Origin of the sequence: Leisingera sp. ANG-Vp (assembly GCF_000813725.1) — a bacterium.
GTDB lineage: Bacteria > Pseudomonadota > Alphaproteobacteria > Rhodobacterales > Rhodobacteraceae > Leisingera.
In genome coordinates, this window is record NZ_JWLD01000020.1 from 46,878 (window position 1) to 61,370 (window position 14,493).

13 protein-coding genes are annotated in these 14,493 nt (G+C 61.0%); 7 read left to right on the forward strand and 6 right to left on the reverse strand.

Going from position 1 to position 14,493, the window contains the following annotated elements:
- Positions 1-5 precede the first annotated feature (5 nt).
- Positions 6-566, forward strand: coding sequence for a nucleotide exchange factor GrpE (locus tag RA20_RS07930; RefSeq protein ID WP_039126498.1), 561 nt, complete (start codon positions 6-8; stop codon positions 564-566).
- Positions 567-650: 84 nt separating this feature from the next.
- Here the strand turns inward: RA20_RS07930 and mutS are convergent, their stop codons facing one another.
- Positions 651-3,281, reverse strand: coding sequence for a DNA mismatch repair protein MutS (gene mutS, locus RA20_RS07935; RefSeq protein ID WP_039126501.1), 2,631 nt, complete (start codon positions 3,279-3,281; stop codon positions 651-653).
- Positions 3,282-3,383: 102 nt separating this feature from the next.
- On the reverse strand, positions 3,384-4,217 hold the full coding sequence (locus RA20_RS07940) for a flagellin N-terminal helical domain-containing protein (RefSeq protein WP_039126504.1): 834 nt from the start codon (positions 4,215-4,217) through the stop codon (positions 3,384-3,386).
- 296 nt (positions 4,218-4,513) lie between these two features.
- On the opposite strand from RA20_RS07940, the gene RA20_RS07945 reads away from it, so the two are divergent.
- Entirely contained in the window at positions 4,514-6,769 is a 2,256-nt protein-coding gene (locus RA20_RS07945) for an NADP-dependent malic enzyme (protein ID WP_039126507.1), read from the forward strand.
- Between the two features lie 6 nt (positions 6,770-6,775).
- Positions 6,776-7,648 carry a ribokinase gene (locus RA20_RS07950; protein WP_039126510.1) on the forward strand — a complete coding sequence of 291 codons (873 nt, stop codon included), beginning with the start codon at positions 6,776-6,778 and terminating at the stop codon, positions 7,646-7,648.
- A gap of 78 nt (positions 7,649-7,726) precedes the next feature.
- Here the strand turns inward: RA20_RS07950 and msrA are convergent, their stop codons facing one another.
- Positions 7,727-8,392: a peptide-methionine (S)-S-oxide reductase MsrA gene (gene msrA / locus RA20_RS07955; protein WP_039126512.1), complete on the reverse strand. Its 666-nt coding sequence runs from the start codon at positions 8,390-8,392 to the stop codon at positions 7,727-7,729.
- 148 nt (positions 8,393-8,540) lie between these two features.
- Here msrA and RA20_RS07960 point away from each other — a divergent pair, with 148 nt between their 5' ends.
- Positions 8,541-9,449 (forward strand): D-amino acid aminotransferase, encoded by a 909-nt coding sequence (locus tag RA20_RS07960; protein ID WP_039126514.1) that lies wholly within the window; start codon positions 8,541-8,543, stop codon positions 9,447-9,449.
- Complete coding sequence (locus RA20_RS07965; protein ID WP_039126820.1) at positions 9,449-10,162, forward strand: sulfotransferase-like domain-containing protein; 714 nt, start codon at positions 9,449-9,451, stop codon at positions 10,160-10,162. Before RA20_RS07960 ends, RA20_RS07965 begins: the two co-directional genes overlap by 1 nt.
- A 69-nt stretch (positions 10,163-10,231) precedes the next feature.
- Here the strand turns inward: RA20_RS07965 and RA20_RS07970 are convergent, their stop codons facing one another.
- The 3 genes from RA20_RS07970 to RA20_RS07980 all read right to left on the reverse strand — a co-directional run bounded on the left by RA20_RS07970 (position 10,232) and on the right by RA20_RS07980 (position 12,282).
- Positions 10,232-10,516 (reverse strand): SCP2 sterol-binding domain-containing protein, encoded by a 285-nt coding sequence (locus tag RA20_RS07970; RefSeq protein ID WP_039126517.1) that lies wholly within the window; start codon positions 10,514-10,516, stop codon positions 10,232-10,234.
- A gap of 78 nt (positions 10,517-10,594) precedes the next feature.
- The gene (locus RA20_RS07975) at positions 10,595-11,059 is read right to left on the reverse strand and encodes a DUF1810 domain-containing protein (protein WP_039126520.1); all 465 of its coding nucleotides are present in this window, start codon (positions 11,057-11,059) and stop codon (positions 10,595-10,597) included.
- Positions 11,056-12,282 carry an argininosuccinate synthase gene (locus tag RA20_RS07980; protein ID WP_039126523.1) on the reverse strand — a complete coding sequence of 409 codons (1,227 nt, stop codon included), beginning with the start codon at positions 12,280-12,282 and terminating at the stop codon, positions 11,056-11,058. The genes RA20_RS07975 and RA20_RS07980 overlap by 4 nt, the downstream gene beginning before the upstream one ends.
- Positions 12,283-12,419: 137 nt before the next feature.
- Between RA20_RS07980 and RA20_RS07985 the strand changes: the two genes are divergently transcribed.
- Positions 12,420-13,193, forward strand: coding sequence for a hypothetical protein (locus tag RA20_RS07985; RefSeq protein WP_039126524.1), 774 nt, complete (start codon positions 12,420-12,422; stop codon positions 13,191-13,193).
- 72 nt (positions 13,194-13,265) lie between these two features.
- Positions 13,266-14,492, forward strand: coding sequence for a threonine ammonia-lyase IlvA (gene ilvA, locus RA20_RS07990; RefSeq protein WP_039126526.1), 1,227 nt, complete (start codon positions 13,266-13,268; stop codon positions 14,490-14,492).
- Position 14,493: the final 1 nt, after the last annotated feature.

Sequence of the window (14,493 nt, forward strand, 5' to 3'; positions counted from 1 at the left end):
GAAACATGGCAGAGCTCAAGGACGAAGACTTTCTGGATGACATCGCCGCCGCCGAGGCTGAAGAGCTGGCAGCGCAGACCGAGGAATTTGATGACGCCTCGCTGGAAATCGATGCGCTCCGGGCGGAACGGGATGAGCTGAAAGACCGGTTCATGCGGGCGCTGGCGGATGCCGAGAACGCCCGCAAGCGCGGCGACAAGGCACGCCGCGAGGCAGAGAACTATGGCGGTTCGAAACTGGCCCGCGACATGCTGCCGGTCTATGACAACATGAAGCGCGCGATTGAAGCGGCGACCGATGAGCAGCGCGAAGTTTCCGCGGCGCTGATCGAAGGCGTGGAACTGACCATGCGTTCGCTGCTGGGCGTGTTTGAGAAGCATGGCATCCGGATTGTCTCGCCAGAGGTTGGCGACAAGTTCGACCCGAAGGTGCATGAAGCAATGTTCGAAGCGCCGGTGCCGGGCACCAAAGCGGGCGATATCATCCAGGTGTCGGCGGAAGGTTTCATGCTGCACGACCGCCTGCTGCGCGCAGCACAGGTTGGCGTGTCTTCGACGCCGGCATAAGAAAAAGCGCCCCTGCGGGCGCTGCCTCCGGCGGGAGTATTTTTGGCAAGATGAAAGAGCGGTCCCGGTTGGGGCCGCTTTTGTTTAGCCTGCGGCTTCTTTCAGCTTGTAGAGCATTTCCAGCGCTTCACGTGGCGATAGGTCATCCGGGTGGATGCCGGCCAGGAGTTCTTCTGCCGGCGAGGGGCCTGTGGGTGCCTTGGGCTGTGGCGGCGGGGCAGCTGCAAACAGGGGCAGGTCGTCGATCTGGATCTTGGTGCCGCCTTCGCGGCTGCCTTGCTCCAGCATGTCGAGGACATCACGCGCCCGGGCCACCACAGAAGCGGGAAGACCGGCCAACTGTGCCACTTGGACACCATAGGAACGGTCGGCGGCGCCTTTGCGCACCTCGTGCAGGAAGATCACTTCGCCTTCCCATTCCTTGACCGCAACGGTGGCGTTGTCGACGCCCTCCAGCTTGGCGGCGAGCTGGGTCAGCTCGTGGTAGTGGGTTGCAAACAGCGCCCGGGAGCGGTTCACCTCGTGCAGATGTTCCAGCGTCGCCCAGGCAATGGAGAGGCCGTCATAGGTGGCGGTGCCGCGGCCGATTTCATCCAGGATCACCAGGGCGCGGTCGTCGGCCTGGTTCAGAATCGCGGCAGTTTCGACCATTTCGACCATGAAGGTGGAGCGGCCGCGGGCCAGGTCGTCGGAGGCGCCGACGCGGCTGAACAGCTGGCTGACCAGGCCGATATGGGCAGCCTCAGCCGGGACATAGCTTCCCATCTGGGCCAGCAAGGCAATCAGGGCGTTCTGGCGCAGAAAGGTCGATTTACCGGCCATGTTGGGGCCGGTCAGCAGCCAGACCGCGGCACCGTCCTGGGCTGTCAGATCGCAGTCGTTGGCCACGAAAGTCTCGCCGCCCTGCTGGCGCAGCGCCTGTTCCACCACCGGGTGGCGGCCGCCTTCCACGTGGAACGCACGGCTGTTGTCGACCTTTGGGCGGGTCCAGTTTTCACCGCGGGCCAGATCGGCGAGACCGGTGAGCAGGTCCAGCTCGGCCAATCCCCGGGCGGCAGTGTTGAGCCGGGCCGCGCAATCAAGAATAGCGCCGGAAAGCCTTGCATAGAGCCTTTTTTCAATCTCCAGCGCCAGATTGCCGGCATTCAGGATGCGGGTCTCGATCTCGCTGAGTTCCACCGTGGTGAAGCGCACCTGGTTGGCGGTGGTCTGGCGGTGGATGTAGGTCTCGTTCAAAGGCGGCGACATCATCTTGTCCGCGTGGGTGGCGGTGGTTTCGATGAAATAGCCCAGCACGTTGTTGTGCTTGATCTTCAGCGAGGCAACGCCAGTGTGCTCGGCATATTGCTTTTGCATCGAGGCAATGACCGAGCGGCCTTCGTCGCGCAGGGTGCGGGCTTCGTCCAGCTCCGGGTCATAGCCGGTGGCGATGAAACCGCCGTCACGCGCCAGCAGGGGCGGTTCGGCGATCAAGGCTGCGTCCAGCAGTGAGAGCAGGTCATCGAATCCCTGCAGGTCGGACATGGCGCGAGCCATCAGATCGGGCAGGTCCTGACCAGAGCAGAGATCAGCAATCACCTCTGCCTGAGAAAGCCCGTTTCGGATGGCGGCCAGATCGCGGGGACCGCCGCGCTCCAAGGCGAGGCGCGATAGGGCGCGGTCCAGGTCAGGGGTCTTGCGCAGTGAAGCACGCAAATCTTCTGCGGTCTGCGTCTGATCAACAGTGAAATCCAGGGCGGCAAGGCGCTGGTGGATCACATCCAGACTGCGCGAGGGGCTGGACAGGCGCTGTTCCAGCAGGCGGGCGCCGCCGGGGGTGACGGTGCGGTCCACCACCGACAGAAGCGAGCCGGCCCGGCCGCCGGACAGCGAGCGGGTCAGTTCCAGATTGCGGCGGGTTGCGGCGTCAATCTGCACCACCCGGTCCTGGGCCTCCTGCTGCGGCGGCTGCAGCAGCGGCAGCTTGCCTTTCTGGGTGATCTCCAGATAGTCGATCAGCGCACCCATGGCTGAGACTTCCGCGCGGGTGAAGGTGCCAAAGCCGTCCAGGGCGCTGACGTTGAACAGGCTGCAGATGCGTTTTTCTGCTGCGGTGCTGTCAAAGCTTGCTTTGCCCAGCGGGGTCAGCGGGATTTTGTATTCATCAGCCAGCGGCAGGGCGGCGTCATAGGCGGGGCCGTCGGCGACAATCAGTTCGGAGGGGGCGAGGCGGGCCAACTCAGGAGACAGGCGGACCCGGGCAACCGGCATCACGTGAAACGCGCCGGTGGAGATATCGGCCCATGCAAGCGCGGCCTCATCCCGCAGTTCGGAGTAGGAGACCAGGAAATTGTGGCGGCGTGCCTCCAGCAGGGAATCCTCAGTCAGGGTGCCAGGGGTCACCAGCCGCACCACATCGCGTTTCACCACGGATTTGTAGCCGCGTTTCTTGGCCTCGGCCGGGCTTTCCATCTGTTCGCCCACGGCGACGCGGAAGCCTTTGCGGATCAAAGTCAGCAGATAGCCCTCGGCGGCATGAACCGGCACGCCGCACATCGGAATGTCTTCACCGTTATGCTTGCCGCGTTTGGTCAGCGCGATGTCGAGGGCTTCGGCCGCATTCACCGCGTCCTCAAAGAACATCTCGTAGAAATCGCCCATCCGGTAAAAAAGCAGCGCGTCTGCATGCGCTGCCTTGATCTCGAGATACTGCGCCATCATGGGCGTTACGGTCATGAAAAGTCCCCCGGGGTCGTCGTTGCATGACATTTACATTGGGGGGAGTCCGAGGGGAACCCGGATATGGCCGCCGCCGGCTGTCCCGGCGGCGGCCTGCTGTCAGTAGAGGTTGCGCAGCGTGTCGGGCATGGTGTTGGCGATTGAAAGCGCCACGGTGCTGAGCTGCTGCTGGGCCTGCAGGGCACGCCATTGGGCAGCGGCTTCCTCCATGCTGGTATCGATCATCGAGCTGACGCCCTGGGTGATCGAATCCGATAGCTTGCTATTGAAATCGTTCTGTCCAGCCAGGCCGTTGGCGCTGGCGCCTAAAGCAGCCGAACTGTCGATGGCGTAAGACAGAAAACCTTCGATTTCGCTCAAAGCTGTCAGCGCACTGGCACTGTCAGTGATGGATGTCCGGTTGCCGAGGTCAAACAACGGGCTGCCTTCGAAATCAACACCGTCAACGCTGAGGGTTGACACGCCACCGGCACTGGACAGCGAAGAAGCAACCGTAAGCGAGGTGCCGCCATTGCCATCAACATTGGTTTTCAGCAGGTTTACGCCGTTGAAGCTGGAGGATGAGACAATTGAATTGATCTGCTCGGTTTTGCTGGCCATGGCGGCTTCATACGTGCTGAAGTCGCCCATGCCGCTGCTGGCCATGATTGCCAAAGACCTCATTTCTGACAGGGTCTCGGTGATCTGCTCAGCCCCGGCAGAGGCCACGGCTACGGTTGCCTCGCCCAAGGACAGAGAATCCGAAACCGAGCGCAGGCCGGAGATGTCCGAGTTCATCAGCTCTGATATGGCCCAAAGCGCAGCATTGTCCTGCGCGGTATTGACTTCCTGACCGGTTGAGATGCTGTTCTGAACACTGTTGAGCTGTTCAGTAGTGCCTCCCAAGGTCTGCAAGGCAACCATCGCACCGGAATTGTTGTGGATGCTTATCATTCCTCATTATTCCTTTGATCCTATGCCCGGTTTCGGGCGGACAGACGTCATTCTGACAGGTGCTTCCAGACTTGATATTCGAGCCGCAGCGCCACCTGGCCTACAGGTGCGGGTTAACAGCTAATGAATAATTGCAGCATCTGGCGGTCTACTTTAAGGCGAAAGGTTGACGGAATTTATCGTCTTTTAGCCGCTTTTTTCTCAATTCTGGCTATACAGATTCTTGAAACCCTTGATTGAGGGCTGCGGTTGGCTGGGATAAGACGGGCTGCGACGAGGAGAGGACACGAGTTTCAATGCCCAAATCAAAGATCACCAACGAAGAAGCCCTGGCGTTCCACCTGCAGCCGACGCCGGGTAAATGGGAGATCAACGCCACCGTTCCGATGACGACGCAGCGGGACCTGTCGCTGGCCTACTCTCCGGGTGTGGCAGTTCCCTGTGAAGCGATCGCAGAAAACCCCGAGACCGCCTATGATTATACCAACAAGGGCAACCTGGTTGCTGTGATCTCCAACGGTACCGCAGTGCTGGGCCTGGGCAATCTGGGGGCGCTGGGCTCGAAACCGGTGATGGAGGGCAAGTCGGTCCTGTTCAAACGGTTTGCCGATGTGAACTCGATCGATATTGAGCTGGACACTGAAGATCCGGACAAATTCATCGACGCGGTCAAGCTGATGGGTCCGACCTTTGGCGGCATCAACCTGGAAGACATCAAGGCGCCCGAGTGTTTCATCATCGAGCAGCGCCTGAAGGAAGAAATGGACATTCCGGTCTTCCACGACGACCAGCATGGCACCGCGGTGATCTGCGCTGCGGGCCTGATCAACGCGCTGCATCTCTCGGGCAAGAAGATCGAGGACGTGAAAATCGTCCTGAACGGTGCCGGTGCGGCGGGCATCGCCTGTATCGAACTGCTCAAGGCAATGGGCGCGCGGCACGAAAACTGCATCGTCTGCGACACCAAGGGTGTGATCTACCAGGGCCGCACCGAGGGCATGAACCAGTGGAAATCGGCGCATGCCATCACTACCGATCTGCGCACTCTGGAAGAAGCGATGCGCGGTGCCGACGTATTCCTTGGCGTGTCGGTCAAGGGCGCGGTGACCCAGGAGATGGTTGCCTCGATGGCCGACAATCCGGTGATCTTTGCGATGGCCAACCCCGATCCGGAGATCACCCCGGAAGAGGCGCATGAGGTGCGGGTGGATGCCATTGTTGCGACTGGCCGGTCGGACTATCCGAACCAGGTCAACAACGTGCTGGGCTTCCCCTACCTGTTCCGCGGCGCGCTGGACATTCACGCCCGTGCCATTAACGACGAGATGAAAATCGCCTGTGCCCATGCCTTGGCCGCTCTGGCGCGTGAAGACGTGCCGGACGAGGTGGCGCTGGCTTATGGCAAGTCGCTGTCCTTCGGCCGCGATTACATCATCCCGACCCCGTTCGACCCGCGGCTGATCCACCGGATCCCGCCGGCGGTTGCCAAGGCCGGCATGGACACTGGAGCGGCCCGCCGCCCGATCATCGACATGGATGCCTATGAAGTCGGCCTCAAGTCCCGCATGGACCCGACCGCTTCGATCCTGCGCGGCCTCAACGCACGGGCCCGCTCGGCCCAGTCGCGGATGATCTTTGCCGAGGGCGACGACCCGCGGGCGCTGCGCGCTGCGGTGATGTACCAGCGCTCGGGCTTTGGCAAATCGCTGGTGGTCGGCCGTCAGGAAGATGTGCGCGAGAAGCTGGAAAAAGCCGGCCTGGGCGACGCAGTGCGCGAGCTTGAGGTGGTCAATGCCGCCAACACCCCGCATTTTGATGCCTACAAGGATTTCCTCTACAGCCGCCTGCAGCGCAAGGGGTTTGACCACAAGGATATTCACCGCCTGGTCGGCCGCGACCGGCATGTGTTCTCTAGTCTGATGCTGGCGCATGGCCATGGCGACGGTCTGGTGACCGGGGCTACCCGGAAATCCGCGCATGTTCTGGAGCGGATCAACCATGTGTTTGATGCCGATGCCGAGCATGGTGTTGCCGGCGTCACCGCGCTTTTGCACAAAGGCCGGATCGTGCTGATCGGCGACACGCTGGTGCATGAATGGCCGGACGAGAACCACCTGGCCAACATCGCCGAGCGCGCCGCCGGCGTGGCCCGCCACATGGGGCTTGAGCCGCGGGTGGCTTTTGTCAGCTTCTCCACCTTCGGCTACCCGGTGTCGGAACGGGCCGAGAAGATGCATGTCGCCCCCACCGTGCTGGATCAGCGCGGCGTCGATTTTGAATACGAAGGCGAGATGACCGTTGATGTGGCGCTGAACGAGCGGGCGCAGCGCTACTACCCGTTCCAGCGCCTGACCGGCCCGGCCAATATCCTGATCGTGCCGGCCCGCCACTCGGCTTCGATTTCGGTCAAGCTGATGCAGGAGATGGGCGGCGCCACCGTGATCGGCCCGATCCTCTCGGGCATCGACAAGCCGATCCAGATCTGTTCCACCACCTCCACCACCAATGACATTCTGAACATGGCGGTGCTGGCGGCTTGCAACATCGGGTGATCCGGCATGGCGATCTGGAATCTGGGCTCGATCAACGCGGATATGGTCTATGCCATGCCGCATCTGCCGGCGGCGGGGGAAACCCTTGCCGCCTCCAGCCTGGACCGGTTCCTGGGCGGCAAGGGCGCCAATATGTCGGTTGCCGCCGCCCGTGCCGGCAGCGAGGTGTTTCACATCGGTGCAGTAGGGCCGGACGGGCTTTGGGCGCGCGAACGGCTGACGGCCTTTGGCGTGGACACAGGCCATGTCATGGAAACAGGGACACCGACCGGACATGCGGTCATTGCGGTTGAACCGGGCGGTGAGAACCAGATCATCCTGTTTCCCGGCGCCAACCGTGCTTTGGCGCTGGAGCAGCTGACACAGGCGCTTTCCAAAGCCAGGGCAGGCGACACTCTGGTGATTCAGAATGAAACCAGCTTGCAGGCTGAGGCGGCAGAGCTGGGCCGGCGGCTGGGTTTGCGGGTCTGCTACGCGGCAGCCCCTTTCGATGCTGATGCTGTGCAGGCAGTGCTTCCGTTTCTGGACTTTCTGATCCTGAACGAAGTCGAGGCGGCACAGCTTGAGCAGGCCATTGGCAAGCCGCCCGGTGCAATCGGCGTCAGGGATGTGATCATCACGCTCGGCGCCAAGGGGGCCCGGCATATCGATGGCGGCACGGGCGCGGTTCAGGATGTGCCGGCCTTGCCGGTCACCGCGGTCGACACCACCGGTGCCGGCGACACGTTCACCGGCTATGTGCTGGCAGGCCTGGACCAGGGCCTGGCCATGGAGAAGGCAATGGCAGCAGCCAGCCGCGCCGCGGCATTGATGGTGACACGGCACGGCACGGCAGACGTCATTCCTGAGCTGGCAGAGGTACAGGCCGCCCGTTTCTGATCCTGGGCGCCCTGCTTCTTTCTGGTTCCAAATACCCCGGGGGAATTGGCTGTCAGGCCAAGGGGGCAGCGCCCCGCCTTAATGCCCTTTGGCAAAGGGAGCAGCATCCCCCCACAATTGCGCTACCCGTGCGTCACGGCCGCAGGCCTGGCGGTAGCGCTTGTAGGCTGCGGCCTGCCTTTTCGGGCCAAAGCGGGTGAACACCAGGCTCTCTCCCTTGTAGTAGTCCTGGTGGTAATCTTCTGCCTCGTAGAATGTGCCTGCCTGCAGGACCGGAGTCACAATTTTCTGCCCCAAGGCCGCCTGAGCGTCTGCCTTTACCTGGCTGGCCAATGACTTTTCTGCAGGATTAGAGACAAACACAGCGGTTCGGTAGCTGTCTCCGCGGTCGCAGAACTGGCCGCCGGCATCGGTGGGATCGACTGAGCGGAAAAACAATTCCAGAAGCCGTTCCCGAGACACTTCTGCCGGATCAAAGGTGATTTGCACCGCCTCGTAGTGGCCGGAACCTCCGCGGGTCACCTCCTTGTAGGTCGGGTTTTCCGTCTTGCCGCCGGTATAGCCCGAAACCGCTTCGACCACCCCGGGGACGCTCTCGAAATCGCTTTCCACGCACCAGAAACAGCCGCCCGCAACGGTCAGCACCTCGGTGGACTGGGCCTGCAGCGGATTTGTTTGCGCTGCAGTGCCGATGGCAATCAGGCCCATCAGGGCCAGGGGTTTCAAGGTTTCCAGAACACGCATTCTCTGCCTCCATCCTGTTTGCAGCCACCCTGCCGGCTCGCGCCCGGCCGCTCAACCCGCCGGCGCCGGATTTCACAGACAGGTGACAGCAAGTTACTGCTTGGAAATTGGATCCAATATTACTAGTTTGCGCCCGCAGGAGGACAGCATGACCGAAAAGATGAGCACCCATCAGGCACAGGAAGATCAGCGCAACGAAGAGATCCTGATCTATCTGAATGGCGAGGTAGTACCGAAGGCTGAGGCCAAGGTGAGTGTCTATGACAGCGGTTTCATGCTGGGGGACGGTGTCTGGGAGGGGCTGCGGCTCTACAACGGCACCTGGGCATTTATTGATGAGCATCTGGACCGGTTGTTCGAGGCGGCCAAGGCGATTGACCTGGACATTGGCATGGACCGGGAAGCTGTCAGAAATGCCGTGTTAGAGACACAAAAAGCCAATGGCATGACCACAGATGCCCATGCGCGCCTGATGGTGACGCGCGGGGTGAAGACGCGGCCGTTCCAGCATCCATCCCTGTCGCAGCAGGGGCCGACCATGGCGATCATCATGGAGCATTCGCGCCCCAACCTGCCGCGGCCGATCAAGCTGGCGACGGTGCCCCATATCCGCGGGCTGCCGATGACCCAGGATCCCAAGCTCAACTCGCATTCCAAACTGAACTGCATCATCGCCTGTGTGGCGGCTGAAAAAGCCGGCGCGGATGAGGCGCTGATGCTGGACGTGAATGGTTTTGTGAACACCACCAACGCCTGCAACTTCTTCATCGTGCGCAAGGGCGAGGTTTGGACCTCGACCGGCGATTACTGCATGAACGGAATCACCCGGCAGAAGGTAATCGACCTGTGCCGCGAAAACGGTATCCCGGTGTATGAACGGAACTATTCGCTGGTCGACACCTATGGAGCCGATGAGGCCTTTCTGACCGGCACCTTCGGGGCGCAAACCCCAGTGGGCGACATTGACGGCCGGCAGATCGGCAGCGGCGTGATGGGGCCGATGACCGAGCGCATCCGCGGCCTGTATAAGGCACTCATTGAGCGGGAGTGCGCCTGATGCGGATTGCCATGTGGTCCGGGCCGCGGAACCTGTCGACGGCTATGATGTATGCCTTTGGCAACCGCGGCGATTGCGCGGTGGCGGATGAGCCGTTTTATGCGGCCTACCTGGCGATGACCGGCCTGGATCATCCCATGCGGGCAGAGATTTTGGACAGCCAGCCGCAGGATCCGGAAACCGTGGCCAAAGCGCTGCTGGGGCCGGTCCCAGCGGCCAAGCCGTTTTACTATCAAAAGCATATGACCCACCACATGATCCCCGGCGTTCCGCGGGACTGGATGCGGGAAGTGGTCAATGTCTTCCTGATCCGGCATCCGGCCCGGGTGATAGCCTCTTATGCGGTGAAACGGGAAAACCCCACGCTAGAGGATATCGGTTTCCGCCAGCAGGCCGAGCTGTTTGATTTGGTGCGCAGCTGGGGGCAGACGCCGGTTGTCGTGGACAGCCACGATATCCGCGAGGATCCGGCCGCCAAGCTGGAGCAGCTGTGCGAGGCAATTGGCATGCCGTTCTCGCCCAGAATGCTGAGCTGGCCCAAGGGCGGCCACAAGGACGATGGTGCCTGGGCCGCGCATTGGTACGGGGCGGTTTGGAACTCCACCGGTTTTGCCGGCCCGGAAGAGGCGCTGCCTGAGGTTCCGGAGGAGCTGCAGCCAGTGCTGGAGGCAGCGATGCCGTACTATGAGAAGATGAAGGCGGCAAAGATTTGAGGGAAGGAGGGGCTTTGCCCCTCGCGTCTGGGGCGCTCACCCCAGGATATCTTGGCCAGAAGAAGAGACTCAGGTGATCAGCTTGCTGAGTTTCAGGGCGACGCTCATGTCGCCGGAGATTTTGATCTTGCCCATCATAACGGCGGTCATCGGATTGAGCTTGCCGGTCAGCAGTTTGGTCAGGTTTTCGGGAGACAGCCGCAAGGTGCAGTCGGTGTCCCGGTCTATGGTACTGGCGTCTCCGTTTGCCAGGACAATCACACCGTCCTCACCGCAATCGAATTTGAGGGAGCCGTCAAAGCTCTTGCCGGTCAGGCCATTCTTGATGTGTGCGGCAATTTCGTCCAGCGCCATAACGTCCTCCCCAGCTGAGGGAAGGGTTAGGCGGGCTAGTTATCACAGGCAATATTGACCAAGGGGGAGGCTGGGTCGTTACCCGGCGGCAAGCGCCTCTTGGGTCAGCGGGCAGGGCTGGCCGCCATAGAAGGCATTCAGCACTTGCTGGAAGTCTTCCGGCGCGTCCGGCACCGCGGCAAACAGTGTCATCGAGGAGCGCAGTTTCTTGGCGTCGATGCCGCCGAGGATCTGTGCAGCATCCTGGCCCTGATGCGACAGCATCAGCCGGCTGACCTCGATCAGGCGGGCGCGCAGTTTCCCGTGGTTCAGATAGGCGGTGGCTTCAGCAAGATCCTCGATCCCGTAAAGCTGCGCCATATGGGAACGGCCGAGCTCGGCCAGCTGGGGAAAGACGAACCACATCCAGTGGCTCGTCTTCTGTCCTGCAGAGAGTTCCCTCAGGACATCCGCCCATACGGTGTCCTGAGCTTCGACGAACATATCCAGCTCTTCCGCGAAATCGTCCTCGAAATCGCCGTCTATGTCGTCGTATTCACTCATTTCTTGACGCGGCGCTCGCGGGCGGCCAGCAGCTTGAGACGCAGGGCGTTCAGCTGGATGAAGCCTGCGGCGTCTTTCTGGTCGTAGGCGCCGGCGTCTTCTTCAAAGGTCACATGCGCCTCGGAGTAAAGCGAGTTTTCCGACCAGCGGCCAACGGTGTTTACCGAGCCTTTGTAGAGTTTCACGCGCACGGTGCCGGAGACATGGGTTTGGCTCGCGTCAATCGCCGCCTGCAGCATTTCGCGCTCGGGCGAGTACCAGAAGCCGTTGTAGATCAGCTCAGCATACTGCGGCATCAGCTGGTCTTTCAGATGCATCGCGCCGCGGTCCATGGTGATGGATTCGATGCCGCGGTGGGCTTCCAGCATGATGGTGCCGCCCGGGGTCTCGTAGATGCCGCGGGACTTCATGCCGACAAAGCGGCCTTCGACCAGGTCGAGGCGGCCGATGCCGTGCTTGCGGCCGTATTCATTGAGCGCGGTCAGGATGGTTGCCGGCGACATCGCCTTGCCGTTGATGGCAACCGGATCGCCTTTTTCAAAGGTGATCTCGATGTATTCCGGGGTGTCGGGTGCGTCTTCCGGGTGCACGGTGCGCTGGTAGACATAGTCGGGCGCCATTTCCGCCGGGTCTTCCAGCACTTTGCCTTCAGAGGAGGTGTGCAGCAGGTTGGCATCGACGGAGAAGGGCGCCTCGCCGCGCTTGTCCTTGGCGATCGGGATCTGGTGGGCCTCGGCGAATTCCAGCAGCTTGGTGCGCGAGGACAGATCCCACTCGCGCCAGGGCGCGATCACCTTGATGTCGGGGTTCAGCGCGTAAGCCGCCAGTTCAAAGCGGACCTGGTCGTTGCCTTTGCCGGTGGCGCCGTGGGAAACGGCATCGGCACCAGTCTGTTCGGCGATCTCAACCAGGCGCTTGGAGATCAGCGGGCGGGCGATGGAGGTGCCCAGCAGGTACAGACCCTCGTAAACCGCATTGGCACGGAACATCGGGAAGACGAAGTCGCGGACAAATTCCTCGCGCACATCTTCGATGAAGATGTTCTCCGGCTTGATGCCCAGCATTTCCGCTTTCTTGCGGGCGGGCTCCAGCTCTTCACCCTGGCCGAGGTCGGCGGTGAAGGTGACAACTTCGCAGCCGTATTCGGTCTGCAGCCATTTCAGGATGATCGAGGTGTCGAGGCCGCCGGAGTAGGCGAGCACAACTTTCTTGGGCGCGGACATGGAATTCCCTCTCAGGTCAGAACGTGTGGGGCGTAGCGGGTTTTGCCCGGAAGGGCAAGGTTGTCCGGGGTTTTCTAATCCGCCGGGCACGCATAACGTGCGCGGCAATACAAAACGTTCTTTTGGAGAATGCCCGTATGAAAGGCTGGTCGATTTTCGCACACTCGGTTCGAATGGTTCTTAGGAACTTCGAGTGGGCGATAAGAATTGCACTTGTGCCCGTCTTGATTGGTTTTGCGCTCATCTATGCTGTACTCAGCTCAACCGGGCAACCGATTGCCATGTTTTGGGATGAGCAGGCTTTGTCAGATACTTTGCAATCCGGCAAGCTGGGTTTTTCGTTCATCGCCGCAATGCTGATCTTCATAGCGGTTCAATTTTGGATCTTTGTGGCATGGCACCGGTTCATCCTTCTGGAAGAGTATCCAACAAGCTGGTTTCCCGCTTTCAAAGGAGATCGGATATTGTCCTATTTCGGGCACATGCTGGTCATCGGGTTTCTAGTGGTTGTGCTCTATATTCCACTGATGCTTCTTGTTAACGGCCTTATCTCTGCGATGGGACCGGGAGCGCTGGTACCTATGCTTCTCTTGATCGCTGGGTACTCTATTTTCGTTCTTATTGCGATGTACCGAATGCTTCCCGTTTTGCCGGCTGTAGCCATTGGCAGGCCGCTATTGCTGCGTGAGTCGTGGAGAGCCACTTCCGGATCCTCCGGCACAATCTTCGTTGTTCTTGTCCTGTTGGGGATTCTGCAGCTTTTGCTGCAGTTTATTTCTGGGTTGTCGATAGCAGTTTTCGCCCCGCTTGGAGTTGTCTTTTCAGCGGTGGCCATGCTGGTCATGTCCTTGGTGAGTGTCAGCGTTCTCACCACTTTCTATGGCCATTTTGTCGAAGGCCGCGCGGTTTGACAGCCGGTATTCTTATGTATGCTTTTCGCCCGCCCCTTGCCTTGGGGGCGGGCTTGCGCCACTGAAGGATACATGAGCGATTTCAAGACCCAGGCCCGCAAGGCCGAGGCGGCGATGCGCGATGTGTTTCCGCCCACGCCGCTTCAACGCAATGTGCATCTGTCCGAGCGTTTCGGCGCTGACATTTATCTGAAGCGCGAAGACCTGAGCCCGGTCCGCTCTTACAAGATCCGCGGCGCGCTGAATGCGATGCGCAAGCAGCCCGATCAGGAGCTGTTTGTCTGCGCCTCGGCCGGCAACCACGCTCAAGGCGTGGCGTTCATGTGCCGCCACATGGGCAGGCGCGGGGTGATTTTCATGCCGGTCACCACGCCGCAGCAGAAGATCCAGAAGACCCGGATGTTCGGCGGCGACAATATCGAGATCCATCTGGTTGGCGACTATTTCGATATCTGCCTTGCGGCGGCGCAGGAGTGGTGCGCCAAGGAGGGCGGGCATTTTCTGTCACCCTTCGACGATGCGGATGTGATCGAAGGCCAGGCCTCGATCGCGGTGGAGATCGAAGCGCAGCTGGGCAAGGCGCCGGATCATGTGATCCTGCCGGTCGGCGGCGGCGGCATGTCTTCCGGCGTTGCATCCTGGTTTGGCGATGAGGTGCACAGCCTGTTTGTGGAACCCTCCGGCGGTGCCTGCCTGCGCGCGGCGCTTGCCGCGGGCAAGCCCGTGGCGCTGGATCACGTCGATACCTTTTGTGATGGTGCTGCGGTGGGCCGGATCGGCAGCAAGACCTTTGACATCCTGAAGGACGTTCCGCTGCCGGATGTGCTCAGCATCGCGGAGGACCGGATCTGCGCCACCATCATCGAGATGCTCAACGTCGAGGGCATCGTTCTGGAGCCGGCCGGGGCACTGTCGGTGGAGGCGCTGCAGGACGTGCGCAGCTGGATCCGCGGCAAGACCGTGGTGTGCCTCACTTCCGGCGGCAACTTCGATTTCGAGCGGCTGCCCGAAGTCAAGGAACGGGCGCAGCGCTATTCCGGAGTCAAAAAATACTTCATCCTGCGCCTTCCGCAGCGTCCCGGCGCGCTAAAGGAGTTTCTTGGCATTCTAGGGCCGGAGGATGACATCGCCCGCTTTGAATATATGAAGAAGTCTGCCCGGAATTTCGGATCGGTGCTGATCGGCATTGAAACCAAACGGCCGGAGAACTTTGAGCTGCTGTTCGCGCGGTTGGATGCAGCTGGAATGACCTATACGGACATCACCCAGGACGAGACACTGGCGCAATTCGTGATCTGAT